Source organism: Streptomyces sp. NBC_00353 (genome assembly GCF_036108815.1).
Classification (GTDB): domain Bacteria; phylum Actinomycetota; class Actinomycetes; order Streptomycetales; family Streptomycetaceae; genus Streptomyces.
The window spans coordinates 5,175,641-5,192,925 of record NZ_CP107985.1 but is presented as its reverse complement, the minus strand read 5'-3'; the positions used below and the strand labels follow the sequence as shown (position 1 = coordinate 5,192,925).

At 69.9% G+C, this 17,285-nt stretch carries 16 protein-coding genes and 1 pseudogene; 8 read left to right on the top strand and 9 right to left on the bottom strand.

Annotation, left to right across the window (positions count from 1 at the left end; all coding sequences use genetic code 11):
• The first annotated feature begins 299 nt into the window (after nucleotides 1–299).
• From OHA88_RS23495 to OHA88_RS23485, 3 genes are all read left to right on the top strand, one after another.
• The gene (locus tag OHA88_RS23495; protein ID WP_015609674.1) at nucleotides 300–503 is read left to right on the top strand and encodes a cold-shock protein; all 204 of its coding nucleotides are present in this window, start codon (nucleotides 300–302) and stop codon (nucleotides 501–503) included.
• Between the two features lie 275 nt (nucleotides 504–778).
• Entirely contained in the window at nucleotides 779–2,338 is a 1,560-nt protein-coding gene (locus OHA88_RS23490; protein WP_328626955.1) for a DEAD/DEAH box helicase, read from the top strand.
• Between the two features lie 53 nt (nucleotides 2,339–2,391).
• The gene (locus tag OHA88_RS23485) at nucleotides 2,392–2,700 is read left to right on the top strand and encodes an SCO5918 family protein (RefSeq protein ID WP_267003839.1); all 309 of its coding nucleotides are present in this window, start codon (nucleotides 2,392–2,394) and stop codon (nucleotides 2,698–2,700) included.
• 87 nt (nucleotides 2,701–2,787) lie between these two features.
• Here OHA88_RS23485 and crcB (OHA88_RS23480) read toward each other — a convergent pair whose 3' ends face one another.
• From crcB (OHA88_RS23480) to OHA88_RS23465, 4 genes are all read right to left on the bottom strand, one after another.
• A complete protein-coding gene (crcB, locus tag OHA88_RS23480) occupies nucleotides 2,788–3,162 on the bottom strand; it encodes a fluoride efflux transporter CrcB (protein WP_328626954.1) in 375 nt (124 codons plus the stop codon).
• Nucleotides 3,159–3,515, bottom strand: coding sequence for a DUF190 domain-containing protein (locus tag OHA88_RS23475; RefSeq protein ID WP_328629772.1), 357 nt, complete (start codon nucleotides 3,513–3,515; stop codon nucleotides 3,159–3,161). The genes crcB (OHA88_RS23480) and OHA88_RS23475 overlap by 4 nt, the downstream gene beginning before the upstream one ends.
• A gap of 50 nt (nucleotides 3,516–3,565) precedes the next feature.
• Nucleotides 3,566–4,027 carry a fluoride efflux transporter CrcB gene (gene crcB / locus OHA88_RS23470; protein ID WP_328629771.1) on the bottom strand — a complete coding sequence of 154 codons (462 nt, stop codon included), beginning with the start codon at nucleotides 4,025–4,027 and terminating at the stop codon, nucleotides 3,566–3,568.
• A gap of 301 nt (nucleotides 4,028–4,328) precedes the next feature.
• Nucleotides 4,329–5,768, bottom strand: coding sequence for a glycosyltransferase family 39 protein (locus tag OHA88_RS23465; protein ID WP_328626953.1), 1,440 nt, complete (start codon nucleotides 5,766–5,768; stop codon nucleotides 4,329–4,331).
• 469 nt (nucleotides 5,769–6,237) lie between these two features.
• Between OHA88_RS23465 and OHA88_RS23460 the strand changes: the two genes are divergently transcribed.
• Both OHA88_RS23460 and OHA88_RS23455 read left to right on the top strand, forming a co-directional pair.
• Nucleotides 6,238–6,975 carry a polyprenol monophosphomannose synthase gene (locus tag OHA88_RS23460; RefSeq protein WP_328626952.1) on the top strand — a complete coding sequence of 246 codons (738 nt, stop codon included), beginning with the start codon at nucleotides 6,238–6,240 and terminating at the stop codon, nucleotides 6,973–6,975.
• Between the two features lie 198 nt (nucleotides 6,976–7,173).
• On the top strand, nucleotides 7,174–8,691 hold the full coding sequence (locus tag OHA88_RS23455) for an alpha/beta hydrolase (protein WP_328626951.1): 1,518 nt from the start codon (nucleotides 7,174–7,176) through the stop codon (nucleotides 8,689–8,691).
• A gap of 40 nt (nucleotides 8,692–8,731) precedes the next feature.
• On the opposite strand, the gene OHA88_RS23450 is transcribed toward OHA88_RS23455, so the two are convergent.
• Together OHA88_RS23450 and OHA88_RS23445 are read right to left on the bottom strand one after the other, a co-directional pair.
• Entirely contained in the window at nucleotides 8,732–9,097 is a 366-nt protein-coding gene (locus OHA88_RS23450) for a PH domain-containing protein (RefSeq protein WP_030931508.1), read from the bottom strand.
• Nucleotides 9,098–9,259: 162 nt separating this feature from the next.
• A pseudogene (locus tag OHA88_RS23445) lies at nucleotides 9,260–9,877 on the bottom strand (phosphoribosyltransferase); the annotation flags it as partial.
• 101 nt (nucleotides 9,878–9,978) lie between these two features.
• On the opposite strand from OHA88_RS23445, the gene OHA88_RS23440 reads away from it, so the two are divergent.
• Together OHA88_RS23440 and dacB are read left to right on the top strand one after the other, a co-directional pair.
• Nucleotides 9,979–10,779 carry an HAD-IIA family hydrolase gene (locus OHA88_RS23440; RefSeq protein ID WP_328626950.1) on the top strand — a complete coding sequence of 267 codons (801 nt, stop codon included), beginning with the start codon at nucleotides 9,979–9,981 and terminating at the stop codon, nucleotides 10,777–10,779.
• Nucleotides 10,780–10,976: 197 nt separating this feature from the next.
• The gene (dacB, locus tag OHA88_RS23435) at nucleotides 10,977–12,590 is read left to right on the top strand and encodes a D-alanyl-D-alanine carboxypeptidase/D-alanyl-D-alanine endopeptidase (RefSeq protein ID WP_328626949.1); all 1,614 of its coding nucleotides are present in this window, start codon (nucleotides 10,977–10,979) and stop codon (nucleotides 12,588–12,590) included.
• Nucleotides 12,591–12,763: 173 nt separating this feature from the next.
• On the opposite strand, the gene OHA88_RS23430 is transcribed toward dacB, so the two are convergent.
• The 3 genes from OHA88_RS23430 to OHA88_RS23420 form a co-directional block, all read right to left on the bottom strand.
• Nucleotides 12,764–13,426 carry a CAP domain-containing protein gene (locus OHA88_RS23430; RefSeq protein WP_328626948.1) on the bottom strand — a complete coding sequence of 221 codons (663 nt, stop codon included), beginning with the start codon at nucleotides 13,424–13,426 and terminating at the stop codon, nucleotides 12,764–12,766.
• A gap of 468 nt (nucleotides 13,427–13,894) precedes the next feature.
• Nucleotides 13,895–14,680 carry a DUF72 domain-containing protein gene (locus OHA88_RS23425; protein ID WP_328626947.1) on the bottom strand — a complete coding sequence of 262 codons (786 nt, stop codon included), beginning with the start codon at nucleotides 14,678–14,680 and terminating at the stop codon, nucleotides 13,895–13,897.
• Nucleotides 14,681–14,799: 119 nt separating this feature from the next.
• Complete coding sequence (locus tag OHA88_RS23420) at nucleotides 14,800–16,224, bottom strand: ATP-binding protein (protein ID WP_328626946.1); 1,425 nt, start codon at nucleotides 16,222–16,224, stop codon at nucleotides 14,800–14,802.
• A 186-nt stretch (nucleotides 16,225–16,410) separates the two neighbouring features.
• Between OHA88_RS23420 and OHA88_RS23415 the strand changes: the two genes are divergently transcribed.
• A complete protein-coding gene (locus OHA88_RS23415) occupies nucleotides 16,411–17,151 on the top strand; it encodes a PP2C family protein-serine/threonine phosphatase (RefSeq protein WP_328626945.1) in 741 nt (246 codons plus the stop codon).
• Nucleotides 17,152–17,285 lie beyond the last annotated feature (134 nt).

Here is a 17,285-nt window from a genome sequence, read left to right as displayed (position 1 = left end):
GTCCACGGCACAGAATATCTGCTGCGGCAAGCGCAGAATTTTATGCAATGTGCGATGAGGGTTTATGACACATCGGACGGAGTGTAATTACTTGCCGCGCCCGGACGGCTCCACCGTGCTAGTGTGGATGTCAGTTGCAGTTGTGGTTCCCAAAACTCCAAGTGCTCTCGCCGACGTAATGTGCCGGTGAGCGCGCTTTTGTATTTCCGGCATTCTTATTCCGGACGGGGTAATCATCGCGGCGACGCGGGTTCCGCACAGTGTGGATCCCCGGGCACTGCCCCAGAAGGAGATAAAACATGGCTACTGGCACCGTTAAGTGGTTCAACGCGGAAAAGGGCTTCGGCTTCATCGAGCAGGATGGTGGCGGCGCTGACGTCTTCGCCCACTACTCGAACATCGCCGCGAGCGGCTTCCGTGAGCTGCAGGAGGGCCAGAAGGTGAACTTCGACGTCACGCAGGGCCAGAAGGGCCCGCAGGCGGAGAACATCACCCCCGCGTGATCCTGCGAATGCTCCGGCGCTGACGCGCTGACACGCACTTGCGCAGCTGGGGCCCGCACCTTGGGGTGCGGGCCCCAGCTCGTTGCTTTTTCCGGGCCCGCCACCGTGCGCCGCCCCCCAGTCCCTGTGACGGACACGGTTCACCCGTGTCGGACACGGCTCATTCTTCGCAGCCGGGCTTCGTCCACGCATTTCATCGGCCCGTTCTTGCGATTCCTGCGCCGCTCCGCCGCAGTGAATTCCTCGATACGCGCCATATCGAGGAAGGGTTCTGCATGAACCGCACAGCTCGCACGAACGACCGATACTCCCGCAGCGGCGGCTTCCGCTCCCAGGCCGGCAGCGGCCAGGGTGGCCAGAGCCGCTACGGTGCCCCGGGCCGCTCCGCCTCCGGTTCGCGTTCCGGTTCCGGTGGCTACGGCCGTCGGCCCGCCGCCAAGCAGGGCGAGTTCGCCCTGCCGAAGACCATCACCCCCGCGCTGCCCGCCGCCGAGGCGTTCGCCGATCTGGACCTGCCCGCGCCCCTGCTGGCGGCGCTCGCCACCGAGGGCGTGACCACGCCGTTCCCGATCCAGGCGGCCACGCTGCCCAACTCGCTCGCCGGGCGCGACGTCCTCGGCCGCGGCCGCACCGGCTCGGGCAAGACACTCGCCTTCGGCCTCGCCCTGCTGGCCCGTACCGCAGGCCGGCGCGCCGAGCCCCGCTCCCCGCTGGCCCTGGTCCTCGTCCCCACCCGGGAGCTGGCCCAGCAGGTCACCGACGCGCTCACCCCGTACGCCAAGTCGCTGAGGCTGCGCCTGGCGACCGTCGTCGGCGGGATGTCGATCGGCCGGCAGGCCGGCGCACTGCGCGGCGGCGCCGAAGTCGTCGTCGCCACACCCGGCCGGCTCAAGGACCTCATCGAGCGCGGCGACGCCCGCCTCGACCAGGTCACCATCACCGTCCTCGACGAGGCCGACCAGATGGCCGACATGGGCTTCATGCCGCAGGTGACCGAGCTGCTCGACCAGGTGGCGCCCGAGGGCCAGCGGATGCTGTTCTCGGCCACCCTGGACCGTAACGTCGACCTGCTGGTCCGCCGTTATCTGCACGACCCGGTGGTCCACTCCGTCGACCCGGCGGCCGGTGCGGTCACGACGATGGAGCACCACGTGCTGTACGTCCACGGCGCCGACAAGTACGCCACCACGACGGAGATCGCGGCGCGCGACGGCCGGGTGATCATGTTCCTGGACACCAAGCACGCTGTGGACAAGCTCACCGACCACCTCCTCAACAGCGGTGTACGGGCTGCCGCGCTGCACGGTGGCAAGTCGCAGCCGCAGCGCACCCGCACCCTGACCCGGTTCAAGACCGGGCACGTCACGGTGCTGGTCGCCACGAACGTCGCGGCCCGCGGCATCCACGTCGACAACCTCGACCTGGTCGTCAACGTCGACCCGCCGAGCGACCACAAGGACTACCTGCACCGCGGCGGCCGCACCGCCCGCGCCGGCGAGTCCGGCAGCGTCGTCACGCTGGTGCTGCCCAATCAGCGCCGTGAGATGACCCGCCTGATGGCCGACGCGGGGATCACCCCGAAGATCGCCCAGGTCCGCTCCGGCGAGGCCGAACTGAACCGGATCACCGGGGCGCAGGCCCCGTCGGGTGTACCGGTCACCATCACGGCACCGGTGACGGAGCGTGCCAGGAGCGGCGCGTCGTCGTCCCGTGGCCGCCGCAGCCGCCCGGCGCAGGCGCGCCGCACGTCGTCCTCGTCGTCGCAGTCGTCGTCCTCGGCCCGCGGGGGGAGCGGCAGTTCGCCGCACAGGTCCTCGGGCAACCGCGCGGCCTGAGTGAGACTCGGCCCACTGATCCCGTTCCTTCTCTTCAACCCCGTTGAGGCACTATGCGCTGCGTAATCGCCCGCTTCCCCTTCGACCTGTTCAAGAGCGAGGTCATGGATTCGATGAAGGGCATCAAGCCGGAGCCCGTCACAGGTGATTCGGTGGTCATCGGCCGCCGGGTCTATCCGGTCAAGCAGGTCGGCGAGGTGATCACCCGCCAGGACCGCCGCGACTTCACCTCCGGCGAGGTGACCCGCGCGCTGACCCGGCTCGGCTTCACCTGCCGTACCGCGGACGTGCCCGTCCCGGCAACCGCGCAGACGCCGCTCGAGGCGGCGTCGGCGATGCTCGGATCGGCGACGACCGTCTGACACCCGGTCGGGTGAGCGGCACGAGGGCCGGGGGCCGGGACGCGTGTCCTGGCCCCCGGCCCTTTCGCACGTGCGTACCGAACGGGCCTACGCCCACAGCGCATCGGCGACCGCGACCCCCGCGAACACCGCGCCCAGCCCCGCCACCACGCTCGCCACCACGTTGGCCGCCGCGTAGAACTTCGCCCCGTCCTCCGCCAGTCGCAGCGTCTCGTAGCTGAACGTCGAATACGTCGTCAGCGCCCCGCACAGCCCCGTACCCACGAACAGCTGCACCTGCGACGACGCCGCGCCGGCCGCCACCGCTCCGGTGAGCAGGCCCAGCACCAGGGAGCCGGCCACGTTGACCGTGAACGTCCCCCACGGGAAGACCGTGTCGTGCCGGGACTGGACCGCCCGGTCAGTCAGATAGCGCAGTGGTGCGCCGATCGCCGCGCCGACGATCACCAGCAGCCAGTTCACCGGCCCTCCTCCCGGCCGGGGTAGTGGATGACTTCGCAGGCGTCCAGGACGACCACGCCTTCCCCGATCACCTCGTCGACGAGCGGAAGGAACGCGCGGATCCGTTCCTCCGTGTCCACGATCACGACGGCCACCGGCAGGTCCTCGCTCAGCGACAGCAGCCGCTGGGTGTGGATCATCGACGAGGCGCCGAACCCTTCGATGCCCCGGAACACGCTCGCGCCCGCCAGCCCCGCCCGGTGTGCCCGGTGCACGATCTCCGAGTAGAGGGGCCGGTGGTGCCAGCCGTCGGACTCCCCGATGAGGACGGTCAGGCGCAGGCCCCGTTCGGTCACCCTGGTCCCCTCGGTCACCTTGCTCTCCCCGGTCTCCTCGGTCTCGTGCGTCTTCTTGGACTTCCTCGTCACGGCTGCCTCCACGCCAGCACACGGCGCGTCAGCCACACCGCACTCCACACCGCGGCCAGCGCCGCCAGCAGGGTCAGCCCGAGATACGCGACACCTGCACGGGCCCGTCCGGCGTCCACGAGCCGCTCGATGTCCACCGCGTACGTGGAGAACGTGGTGAACCCGCCCAGCACCCCCGTACCGAAGAAGGGCCGCACCAGCCGGTGCACCGACCGGATCTCGCCGATGACCGCCATGAAGACGCCGATCACCGCACACCCGACGACATTCACCAGCAGCGTCGTCCAGGGGAAGCCGCCCGGTGGAGTCGTCCAGATCAGGGAAGCCCAGTAACGGGCGCACGCCCCGAGCGCACCGCCGAGGGCGACGACGGCGACGACGGGCCCCTGCCTGCCGGGCCACCGCCTGCCGGACCACCGCCGGCGCGACCGCTCGGCCCGCTGCTCGGGTACGGACATGGCGGCCTCGGCGTCGTCGGGTTCATCCGCCGCAGATCCCTGAGACCTTGTGGATACGGGGGACACGTGGGGCTGCTGGGCTCCCATGGGCATACGTCTCCTACCTGCTGGGTGCCCGTACGCGGGCACACTCCACCGCAAGTAGGGACCGTTGGCGGCACTGCTGCCGCGGTTCGGGTACGGCGGGCCCCACCGCCGCGCAGCAACCGTCAGTCACCATCACAGTCCCTGCTCGCACCAGAGTATCGCCCGCGTGTGCGCCCCGCCCGGCGCAGAGGCTCCGGATGGCCGGCTCGGCGGGTCAGCACCTGCCCGGCCGTGCGTACAGCGTGACCTGGCCACCCTTGGCCTGCACCCGGCGGCAGACGACGAACTCCTGCCGCAGGACGTCCCGCTTGACCGCCTCTTCGGGAAACGCGTCCTCCGGCTGCCCCGGGGGATCGGTGAGCGCCACGATCCGGTCGAACGCGCGCAGCCGGACCCGGATCCGGTCGGCCGAGAACTCGGTGCCTTCAAGGGTGTTGTCGGCCCTCGGTCCCCGCTGCAGGGCCAGATCGGTCAGGCCCCGGAAATCGTCCGGGTGGGAGAGGGCCCATTCCCGCCGTCGCGACGGCATGAAGAGCACGCCGGCGTCGTCCGGCGCCATGGTCCGCACCTGGGCGGCGATGGCGGTGACGTTGTCCTTGCGGCTGTCGGGGGTGCGCATCTGGAGCGTCACCGGGAGGAGCGCGGCGGCCACACCGGCCGCCGCGATGCCGAACGCCGCCGCCCGCGACCGGGACGCCGCCGGCCGGACGGTCCGTCCCGCGGCGTCCCACAGCCGGTCCACGGCCACCCCTATGAGCAGGGCCAGGGCGAGCTGGGAGTAGAGGACATAGCGGTCCAGGTACATCGGGTCGTGGAGAGAGGCGAGGAGGAGCGTGGCCGTGGGGACGATCAGCAGCGGGAGGGTCAGCCTGACCAGACGGAGCACGCCCGCCCGAGCCCTCGTAGCCGTGGCCGGTTCCGCCGGCTTCGTCGCGTACCCGGCGCAGAGCACGCCGACGAGGGTGACGGCCGCGATGACGAGCCATTCGCCCGGATGCGGCCACCCGATCCAGGAGACCTGCCCCGACTGGTCCGTGGACAGGAGGGCGAGCGGGGCGACCGCGGCCACGGACAGTCCTGCGGCGACCGCCCAGGACCGCATCAGCGCACGGGGCAGCCGCGCGAGGTACAGCGTCAGGCCGTGGGCGGGCAGGGCGAGGACCGCGAATTCGTGGAGCCATCCGGCGGCGACGACGGTGAGTGCGTACGCGGTCCACCGCCGGCGGGAGGAATTGTCGACGGCGCCGACGAGCAGATAGGTGGAGAGGGCGATGAGCGTGCACACCATTGCGTAGGAGCGGCCCTCCTGCGCGTACATCTGGACCATGGGCAGGAGAGCGAAGGCGAGACCGCCGATGAGTCCGGTACGGGGGCCCACGAGGCGGCTTCCGGTAGACGCCACCAGAAAGGCGGACACCGAAGTCGCGAGCACCGACGGGAGCCGGAGTGTCGCAAGACTGTCGCCCCCCACGGCGAACAGCGCGTGCATGAAGAAGTAGTAGAGGCCGTGCACCGCATCGGCATTGCCGAGCAGATGCCAGATCTCGGAGAGGCTTCGATGGGCGACCTGGTACGTCACCGACTCGTCGCGCCACATGGAGTTCTCGCGACGGATCCCCCAGAGGCCCATCAGCAGTGCCAGCAGCGCGGGCAATAAGCCGGCCCGGTATCGGGACAGTGGCGCGGAGTCCCGTTGCGAACCCGGTTCGTGGCGTCTCTCGGGACGGCGCGTCGCGCGCAGAGCGGCCGGAGTCTGCGGAAGGTTGATGGCGCACTCCGATTCGGCGGCGAAAGGGTGCAACGGACCCGGGTCTGCGCTCTCGTCAGCGTACCCAGAACCCGGGAAGTCCGGGAAGATTCAGCCCTGTTCCCGCACGGCGCGTGCGGAATCGAGATGGCCTTTTTTCATCGCTTCGGGCCCTTGAAGTAAGTGGGGCGCGCGTATCGACTTCTGCCGGGCCCGTATCGCCTCGGCGACAGCAGCTGTCTTGCGGATCGGGCGGCCGGTGCGATGCGCGCAGCTGCCCGGGCGAACTCGCGGAGGCGCCGTTCCCGACTGCTAGGCTCGCGCGGATCAAGAGCGTGAATCACCGGCAAACGCCTGAGAACGCAAGGGAATGGTCGTGGAGAAGACTTCCCCGAAGGTCGTGGTGGTCGTCCCCACCTACAACGAGCGGACGAACCTGCCCGTCCTCGTCGATCTGCTCACAGATCTGCACGTACCGAACCTGCATATTCTCGTGGTGGACGACAATTCGCCCGACGGTACGGGCGAGGTGGCGGACCGGCTCGCGGCCGAGACCTCGGGCATCGTCGGCGTTCTGCACCGAACGGAGAAGAACGGGCTGGGCCGCGCGTATGTCGCCGGTATGACGCGCGCGCTCGCAGAAGAAGCGGACGTCGTCATTCAGATGGACGCCGACCTCTCCCACCCGGCCTCGGTGGTCCCGCTCATGATCGAGAAACTCTTCGCCGAGGATGCCGCAGTCGTGATCGGCTCCCGTTATGTGGCGGGCGGTTCGCTCGCGACCGAGTGGCCTTGGCACCGCAAGGCGCTCTCCGCCTGGGCGAATTTCTACGTCAACGCGATTCTGCGACTGCACGTGAAGGATGCCACGGCCGGTTTCAAGGCATGGCGTGCGGACGCCCTGAAGGCGATCGATCTGCCGTCCATCCGCAGCAACGGATATTCCTTCCAGGTGGAGATGAACTACCGGACGGTCAGGCGCGGACTGAGAATCGTCGAGGTGCCGATCAGATTCGAGGAGCGGGTCAACGGCGAATCGAAGCTCGGGCTGCGCGTACAGATCGAGTCGGCGATCGCACCGTGGAAGCTGCTGTTCGGCAGGAGGAACGGCTGACCTCCGGTTCGTTCTCCGGACGGCCGCATGTCGAGCAAGTCCCTCTGCCCTGACCACCGGTGGACACCGGGCCGTCCCGCGCCCGTGGCCCGGCACGACGCTCGGGTGACCGCCCTGAGGGCCTCGGGGGCTACCCCCACCGGAGGCCGTCACGCCTGCCGGATGGGAAAGAGGGTTCCGCTCAACAAGCCTTGGCCCATGACCACTTCCAGCAATCGGGCTCTGCTTCTCGTGCTCTCCGCAGCCGCCGTCGCCACGTCCCTGACGGCCGCCGCCGCCCCGACGGCCCAGGCCGTACCGGCGAAGTCCAGCACTTCTGTCCCCGCCCTCACCTGGCGACCCTGCGCCCGGGCCGGCGGACCTGCCGGGCAGGAGTGCGCCGACCTGCCCGTACCGCTCGACTACGCCGACCCGGCCGGCCCGCAGCTCACCCTCGCCGTCTCCCGTCTGCGCAGTGACCGTCCCGAGGCGCGGCGCGGCACGTTGATCGTGATCCCGGGCGGGCCGGGCAGCGCCGGGGTGCAGCGGCTGACGCAGAAGGGGGCGGCACTGCAGAAGGAAATGGCGGGGGCTTACGACCTGGTAGGCCTCGATCCGCGCGGGGTCGGCGGCAGTACGCGGGCGAACTGCGGGCTCGACGAGGACGACCGGTACATGACGAGCCTGCGCTCCTGGCCGGAGCCGGGCGGCGGCATCACGGAGAACGTCGCCCGGGCCCGGCGTACCGCCGAGGCCTGCGCACGCAACGGGGGCGCCGTGCTGCGCAGCTTCACCACGGCGAACGAGGTGCGCGACATCGACCGCTTCCGGCAGGCGCTGGGCGAGGAGAAACTGTCGGCGTGGGGGGTCTCGTACGGTACGTACGTAGGCGCCGTGTACGCGCAGAAGTACCCGCAGCACACGGACCGTTGGGTGCTGGACAGCGCCGGTGACCCCGACCCGGCCCGGGTCGCGCGCGGCTGGCTGGCCAACATGTCGCAGGCGGCGGACGACCGCTTCCGGGACTTCGCGGCCTGGGCATCGGATCCGGCGCAGGAGACCAAGGGGCTGCGGCTGGCCCGACGGGCCGAGGACGTACGGCCGTTGTTCCTGTCCCTGGCGGCGAAGCTGGACCGTGAGCCGAAGGCGACGACCACGTCGGGCGTCGCGCTGACCGGCAACCGGCTGCGGCAGGCGCTGCAGAGCGCCCTCTACAGCGACGCCTCGTTCGAGCAGTCGGCCCGGCTCGTCCTGGCGGCCCAGGACCCGGCCGCCACACCGGTTCTCCCGGCCGATCTCGCGAACCCGCTGCCGGACCAGGACGCCGCGGTCATGGTGGCCGTCATCTGCAACGACGTGCGCTGGCCGGCATCCGTCTCCTCGTACCGGAGGGCGGTGGCCGCCGACCGGGTGCGTCACCCGCTGACGGCCGGGATGCCGGCCAACATCACGCCCTGCGCGTTCTGGAAGAACGCACCCGCCGAGAAGCCGACCACGATCACCTCGGAGGGCCCGTCCAACATCCTGATGATCCAGAACCTCCGGGACCCCGCGACCCCGTACTTCGGTGCGCTGAAGATGCGCGAGGCCCTGGGCGACCGTGCGCGACTCGTCACGGTCGACCACGGGGGCCACGGCGTCTACCTGGGCAACGGCAACGTGTGCGGCACGGGCAAGGTCACCGAGTTCCTCACGACGGGGGTACGCCCGGCGGAGGACGCGTACTGCGTGGACTGAATGGGCCGAGCAGGGTCCCGCCCGCGCAGCCGACGGGACCCTACTTCGCCACGAACTGGGTGAGGATCGCCTGCACCTCGTAGATGTCGACGCCCTTGGTGAAGGTCTTCTGGATCGGCAACGAGGTGCCCGAGACCCAGATCTTGAGCTCCGCGTCGAGGTCGAACGTGCCGGCGGTCTCCACGGCGAAATGCGTGATGCTCCGGTACGGCACGGAGTGGTACTCCACCTTCTTGCCGGTGATCCCCTGCTTGTCGACGAGGAGGAGACGCCGGTCGGTGAAGAGGATGGTGTCGCGTATCAGCAGGTACGCGGCGTGCACCTGTTCGCCCTGGCCCAGCAGCCGCGCGAAGTCCTGCTGCGCCGTCGCCGTATCGATGGTGTGCGCGTTCCCGAACAGTGCCATGTCGGCCCCCCATGTACTTGAAGTTGCATGTTTTTCGCACTGTATACGGGTCTGTACGGCGGCAGGCGTGAATCGATGGAGCGGCTCCGGGCGGCTCCACCCGGCCCCGTAGGGATCTAGGGATCAGGGTATGGATCAGGGATCGGGGTGGCTCTACGCCTTCAACAGGGAGAGGACTTCCTCGTCGGAGGTCTGGGAGAAGTCCCGGTACCACTCGCCGACGGCCGAGAACAGAACCGGCGTGGAGAGGCAGACGACCTCGTCCACCTGCGTACGCAGCCAGGCCACCGTGTCCGCGGGAGCCACCGGAACGGCCAGCACCACGCGGGCCGCGCCCTGTGCCCGTACGACCTGGCAGGCCGCCGAGGCCGTGGCACCGGTCGCGATCCCGTCGTCGATCACGATCGCGGTACGGCCCTCGAGCGGCAGCCGGGGCCGGTCGTCACGGAACTGTTCGGCCTGCCGTACGAGTGCCGCCTGCTCGGCGCGCTCGACAGTGGCGATGTCCGCGGGATTCAGCCCTCCGCGTCGGACGACGTCGTCGTTGATCACCCGCACACCGCCCTCCCCGATGGCACCGAAGGCCAGCTCACGGTGGTACGGGACGCCGAGCTTGCGGACCACGATCACGTCGAGGGGGGCGCCGAGGGCCGTGGCAACCGCCGCGGCCACGGGAACCCCGCCGCGCGGCAGACCCAGCACCACGGGTTTCTCCCCCGCCAGATGCTTGAGCGCTTCGGCGAGGCGCTGCCCCGCATCCGTGCGATCGGTGAACAACACAGTGGTTCACCCCCGACCCAGGGGAGACAGTGACCACGTACGTACCTACTTCGAAGCAACCCCATGTGCGGCGGTCCCGCAAGTCGGCGACATTCGACTGTATGGAACGAATCGGAGTGTCCGGAGCGGCCCTGATCGACATCGACGGCGTGCTCACCGTGGACTGGCAGCCGCTGCCCGGCGCTGTGGCGGCCATGGAGCGGCTGCGTACCGCCGGACTCCCGCTCGCCCTGGTCACCAACACCACGTCCCGCACCCGCGCCCGCATCGCCGCGAAACTGGCCGGGGCGGGCTTCCCCATCGGCGAGGACGACATCCTCACCGCACCGTCGGTCACCGCCGCGTATCTGCGCGAGCGCTACCCCGGCGCCCGGTGCGCGCTGCTCAACAGCGGCGATGTCCGCGAAGACCTGGCGGGCGTGACACTCGTCGACGTGGGGGAGGGCGCCCCGGGGGACGTGGACGTGGTCGTCGTGGGAGGCGCGGGCGACGCGTTCGGCTACGCGGCCCTCAATGCGGCCTTCCGCCACCTCCAGCGCGGCGCCAGGCTGATCGCGATGCACCGGAACCTGTACTGGCGCACGTCGGAAGGGTTCGACCTCGACACCGGGGCGTTCCTCCCGGGGCTGGAACGGGCCGCCCGGGTCGAGGCGGAAGTCACCGGCAAGCCCGCCGAGGCGTTCTACGCCACCGCGCTGGCCCACCTCGGCGCCGTCGCGTCCGAGACGCTGATGGTGGGCGACGACATCGAGACCGACGTACTGGCGGCGCAGCGCTTCGGTATCACCGGCGTACTGGTCAGGACCGGCAAATACCTGCCCGAGACACACAGGTCCGCCACCGGCACCCCGGACCACGTCCTGGACTCCTTCGCGGACCTGCCCGCGCTGCTGGGGAAGTGAGCCACCTGCCCGCGCCGCTGGAGGCGTGAGCCGACGCCCCCTCGCGACCATACGGGCGCATCCGGCGCCCCGTTCCGCGACCGTCCGGGGGACCCGCTCGCCGCGCCGAAACGTTCCGCCCTTCACGGCCCATAGCCTCGAAGCACCCTTTTTCGGTCCCAGTGAGCACCGCGAACCACACACCACGTGGAGTCCGCATGTCATCAGCCATCACGCCAGACCGGAGCCGAAGCCGGAACAGTCAGCGTGTCCTCACCGTCCTCGGCCTCCTGCTCGCCGGCAGTGTGGCCGCGTTCGGCCTTGCCTGGGTGACGCCGTCGAAGGAGCTGGCCGGCCTCGACCCGCGCATCGCGGCGATCATGCACAAGCCCTACTACCCGCATGCCCAGTGGGGGCTGTTCCAGCAGAACCCGGCGACCGGCGAGATCCTGCAGACGCGCGCCGCCGACGAGTTCTTCGTCCCCGGGTCGGTGGCCAAACTGTTCAGCGTCAGCGGCACCTGGCACACGCTCGGCAGCGATCACCGCTTCGTCACACCGGTGCACGCCGTCGGAAAGCGCCGGGGCACGACCCTCACCGGGGACCTGGATCTCGTTGCCCAGGGTGACCTGACCCTCGGTGGCCGCACGCGTGCGGACGGCACCGTCGCCTTCACCACCATCGACCACACCTACGCCGACGATGTCCCCGGAGCGACCCTCACCCCGCAGAACCCGCTGGCCGGCATCGACCAATTGGCCCGGCAGGTGCGCGCCTCGGGGATCACCAAGGTGGACGGCGACGTGATCGTGGACGCGCGGCTGTTCCGCCCCGACCCGGAGCTCGATCCGACCCCGACGCCGCTGATCATCAATGACAACCTGATCGATCTGCTCACCACCCCCGGCGACGGTCCGGGCACGCCGGCCCGGCTCGACTGGCGTCCGCGGGTGGCGCCGTACACCGTGTCGTCCACCGTCCGTACCGTCGCGGCCGGCAAGCCCACCGACATCACGGTGAAACCCTCCGCCGACGGCACCCGCATCAAGCTCTCCGGCACCATCGCCGCCGATTCCGACCCGGTTCTGCGGGTGTCCGACATCCGCGATCCGAACACCTTCGGCCGTACTGCCCTGATCGAGGCACTGAAGCGGGCCGGGGTCGAGGTCACCGCCAAACCCGTGGGGCCCAACCCGGCCGGCCGGCTGCCCCGGTCGTACGAGGGCGCGCCGGAGGTGGCCCGGTTCGCCTCTCCGTCCTACGACGAGTACGCCCGGCTCATCCTCAAGGTGAGCCACAACCTCGGGGCGAACCTCGGGATCTGCCTCATGGCCGTCAGCACGGGCAGTTCCCGGTGCGCGGACGGTTTTCCCGTGCTTGCGAAGTTCCTGGACAGCGCCAAGGTGGACCGCAAGACGGTTCAGCTCGCCGACGGCCGCGGCGGCAACCCGAACGACCGCACCACGCCCCGCGCCGTCGCCCAGATCCTCACGCACTGGCAGAGCACCCCCGACGCGACCCGCTTCCGGGAGGCGCTGCCCACGCTGGGCGTCGACGGGTCCCTCGCGATCTCCTGCCGGAACTGCCCCGCCCGCGGCAAGGTCTCCGCGAAGACCGGCACCGTCGCGGGTGGAGACCTCCTCAACGACCGGCTGAGCGTGGGCGCGGAGACCATCGCCGGGTATCTGGAGACCGGCAAGGGGCATTACGACGTGTTCTTCGCCGGGGTGAACGGTGCGTCGGCGCCCGACATCAAGGGCGTGCTGGCGATCGGGAACGACATGGCCGATATCGCCGCGTATCTCCAGGAGGGCCCGAGCGGTGCCTCCTGACGCCGGCCCGGGGAACCCTGCTGCCGGGCCGCCGGGGCGGCCCGCCCCAGCTGCGCCATGACATGCGGCGACGGTCGCCCAACCGCATGGAACTGCACCCATGGTGAAGGCCCCGGCCGGCGAGCCGGTCGGGGCCTTCACCGATGCAGGCTGCGCACCATCCCCGCAGTTCCCTATCGGGCCGTGCCGAAGTCCTGAGTCCAGTAGTTGTCGGGCTGCGCGAGGCCGATGCCGATCTCCTTGAACGAGCAGTCGAGGATGTTGCGCTTGTGGCCCGGGCTGGACATCCAGGCCGCCATGACCTTCTCGGGCGTGGAGTAGCCGTAAGCGACGTTCTCGCCGTAGGAGCTCCAGCTGTAGCCGGCACGCGTGATGCGGTCGCCGGGCGACGACCCGTCGGAGCCCGTGTGGGACATGTTCTGGTGGGATGCCATGTCCTTGCTGTGGTCCTGAGCGGCCTTGGTCAGCTTCGCGTTGATGGTCAGCGGAGAGCATCCGGCCTTGCTGCGCTCGTTGTTGACGAGCGTCAGTACGCGGGCCGTGGCCCCGGATGCCGGTGCGGTCGTAGCAGGTGCGCTGGGAGACGCGGTGGCCTGCGGTGCGCTGGGAGCCGCAGTGGGACTCTTCGACGCTCCCGCAGTCGGCCCGTGACCCCAGGAGGAGCCCGTCCACCGCTTGTGGGAGCTCACGTGCTCCCAGTGGCCGGAGGGGCGACCGCCCGCATCACCCTGAGTATCCAGGCAGGCCATGGCGGCGGAGGGCACACCCACGGCTCCTACGGCGATGGCAGCGATGGCTATCGGCCGGTAGTACGACTTCCTGCGGTGCTTCCTCATGCGTGACCTCGCTCGGTGATCGCGGAGCGCCCCCAGGGGGTCCGGCTCTGCCCAGTTCCTGCACCTGGGCCGCGGAGACGCCTTGCGGCCGACATTCTTGGAACTGGTGCCGGGGTGCGGCAACAGGCGCCAGTACTACCTCGGCCCGTAGCCATGGACGGCTCTTGAAACGGGCGCGTGGGCGTGCTGGTCCGGCTCGCGGGGTGGCGAAGGAGTCCGTTGGTCCGTCAGAAGCCGTTGTTCGCTGCGCGAACGGGCGAAAGTGTTGAGCAGGTCGAATACCGCTCGATCCCGCTCGGAGGATTTCTGCATCAAGACGGATAAAACGCACTATGCCGTCAAGCCTCGACCTACTATTCGACGACCTGAGTGCCAAAAGTCTGTGTGGCTGATGTCACGGGACGACGGGTGCACCGGCCTCGCCGTGCCGCCCGTGGTGCAGGCGCTGCTTCCGGTCTGCCGCTTCCCTCAGGACGTGGACCGTGCCGGCGGGGCCGGAGGCGTACGGCTCACCGTCCGGCCCAACGCGGCTGCCGCCCGCGCGAACTTCGCGGCGTCCACGACGGCCGCACCGCCCAGGTCGTTGTTGAAGTACACATACACGTCGTCCTTGTCGGGCCAGGTGTCGACGATGCGACGGGCCCAGGACTTCAACGCCTGGCGGCCGTAGCGCGGCAGCGGCTCTGCGATGCCGCCGTGAAACCGTACGTACCCCCACGACGCCGTACGCCACAGCGGCGTCACCGGGCGGGACCCCCGATCTGCCCAGCACAGCGCGCTGCCATGCCGTTCCAGCACCGCCCGGAGCTTCCGCTCCGCCTCCCACCACGAGGTGTGCCGGAGTTCGACGGCCACCCGGACCGTGTCGGGAAAGCAGGTCAGGCAGGCGTCCAGAGCCTCGATGTCCTCCCGGAAGTGCGACGGCAGTTGCAGCAGCACGGGTCCCAGGCGATCGCCGAGACCCCGGGCGTGATCCATCAGCCGGTGCACCGGCTCCTCGGGGTCGCGCAGCCGCTTCAGGTGGGTCAGGTAGCGGCTGGCCTTGACCGCCATGACGAACCCCTCCGGGGTCCGCTCCCGCCAGGAGGCGAAGATCTCCGCAGTGGGAAGCCGGTAGAAGGCGTTGTTGTTCTCCACCGTGGCGAATTGCCGGGCGTACTCCTCCAGCCACAGCCGCTGCGGTTGCCCGGGTGGATAGAGAACGCCGCGCCAGTCCTTGTACTGCCACCCTGACGTTCCGACGAGCATGGGCATGGTCCGATGCCTGCCCGTGAGGCCGGAGGACGTAACGCCGGCCGTGACGCCTCACCCCGGGGAGACTCACGGGGCTCATGTGGCACAGGCGGTGCGAAAGCCGCATGGCGCGCCGTCGGTCAGGGGCGTGTGCGCCACGCGGCGAGCAGTTCGTCGGGGCCGTAGACCGCCTGCAGTCCCGGACAGGCGACTCCGTTGCGCGAAACCGCGACGAGCGGGACGGGGGCATCGGTTACGGCTGCCCGGTGCCTGCGCAGTGCGGCGAGGTCGTGGCTGTCGAACGGCGAGGTCTCCAGCCACTTGATCGAGCCGAGGAACAGCAGCTTCTTTGCGACGGGCTGCCGGTCGGCGCCCACCAGGTCGATCTCGACGTCGTTGCTGCGGGTCCAGTAGCCGCCGATGGCCGGTGTGGCGGGCAACTGGTCGTCGGGCAGGGCGCGTGCGAGCGACTCGCGGATCAGCGGCTCGACCGCACGCCCGCGCCAGGTGGTCCACCGGTCCCTGATCCGGGCGAGCGTGAGGTCCCCGCGCATGCGCTCGATCTCCGCCATGTGGGGTTCGATGAAGGCCAGCCAGAACCGCAGGTAGGGGTCCGCCACCCGGTAGCGGCGTTCCTTGGAGGGCCGCAGGGAGACCGGCAGCTCGGCAGCCACCACACGCTTGTCGATGAGCAGCTCCGCCGCCCGGCTGAGGGTGCTGTGCGCGATGCCTCCGGCGGCCCGTGCGATGTTGCTGAAGGTCCGCTCTCCTGTGCCGATCGCGCGAAGGACTTCCCGGCCCATCGCCTGGGGTGGGAATTCCGCGGCCAGTGAGCGTTCCGCGGAGACCAGGAGGGCAGAGGTCGGGTTGTCCAGCGCGGTGCTCAGGAACTCCCACATGGAGGCCCCCGGGCGCCACTCCCGGCAGAGCAGCGGGAGCCCGCCGGTGATCAGCGTGGCGTCGAAGGCGGTGGCGGGGTCCAGGTCGAGCATCTCGGCGATGTCGGCCGGGTCGAGCGGCCCCAGCACCATGTCGCGGCCACGCTGATGGAAGGGACGGTCGTAGCTGCCGAGCGCCTCCATCATCGACAGATCGGAACCGATCAGGAGCAGCAGTACCGGCTTGCGACTGAGCAGGCGGTCCCAGGTTCGCTGCAGCATCCCCTCGAAGGCGTCGACGCGGTCCATGAGGTAGGGGACCTCGTCGATGACGACGACGCTCGGAGTGTCCTCGGGCACGATCTCCGCCAGCAGTCTGAAGGCCGCGTTCCACTGGCTCGGCGCTTCCTCGCAGTACAGGCCGCGCTCCGGCAGGGTGGAGGTCGCCACCGCATCGGCCAGCTCGGCGAGCTCGTCCTCGGCCGACCCGCCGGCCGCGGTGAAGAACAGATGCGGCACCCCGGCACGCTGCAGGAACTCTTCGACCAGGCTGGACTTCCCGACCCGCCGCCGACCGCGCAGGAGCGTGCACTGCCCGGGCCTCGCGGACCCTGCGGCTGCCCGGACCTCGTCGAGTGTCCGTCCCAGGATGCGCAGCTCCCGGGCCCGTCCGATGAAGCGGTGCAAGACGCACCTCCTGGCCATCCGGCCGGACAGATGGTTTCGCAAAAGATACTATCTCGCCCGCTAGTAAGTCTGGCGCGCGTCTCCCGACGAGAACCGGGCAGCGGCGAGGGCATCCGCAGGGCCGCAGCGCCACAATGGAGGTGCGGGACGCGTCCGTCGTCCGCTGCGGAGAAGCGGGACCCTCTGATGCCGTACGTAGCTGTCACTGCATTGAGCCACACCGGGCTGATCCGCGATCACAACGAGGACAGCCTCGTGGTCGGGCCGTGGACGCTGTGCGGCACCGTGACCGAGAACCCGCAGACGCTGCTGTTCCCTCTCGGCGCACCGCTCGTCGTAGCGGTCGCCGACGGTATCGGCGGGCAGCCGGCCGGCGAGGTGGCCAGTGCGCTGGTCGTCCGCCAACTCGCTGCGATCGGCTCTTCGTTGGACAGCGAGGAAGCCGTTCGTGACGTTCTCAAGGCCTGCAATCGTGCGGTGTACGCAGCCGCCGACGGCCATCCGGAGCTGGCCGCCATGGGTACCACGGTCGCGGGTGCCGTGGTGCTGGCGGACACGCTGCTCGCCTTCAACGTCGGTGACAGCAGGGTGCTCGACGCGAGTCAGGAGGGACTTCGCCGGGTGAGCGTCGACGACAGCCCGCCGTTGGCGCCGGGCCGGCGCACCACGTCGCTCATCACGCAGGCGCTCGGTGGCGCCTCCCGGTTCAGCGCCGTCACGCCCCACGTGACGACGTCGCCGCTGTCCGCAGGCGATCGCTACCTGGTCTGCACCGACGGGCTGACCGACCCGGTGACGGAGGACGAACTCGACAGCCTGCTGCGGGTGCACAACGACGGCAGGGCCGCTTTCGAGCTGTGGAAAGCCGCCATCGAGGCGGGCGGCCCCGACAACATCACGCTGGCGGTCGTACGCATCGGCGAGTAGTGGCCGGCGGAAGCGGGCCACCGGAAAGACCCGAACGGCAGCGACGGTGCAGATCCGGACGGCCCTCCGCGACCATGCCACCCAGCACCATCTCGGCATCGCCGAGACAGCGCGGCTACGTCCGAGGTGCGGAA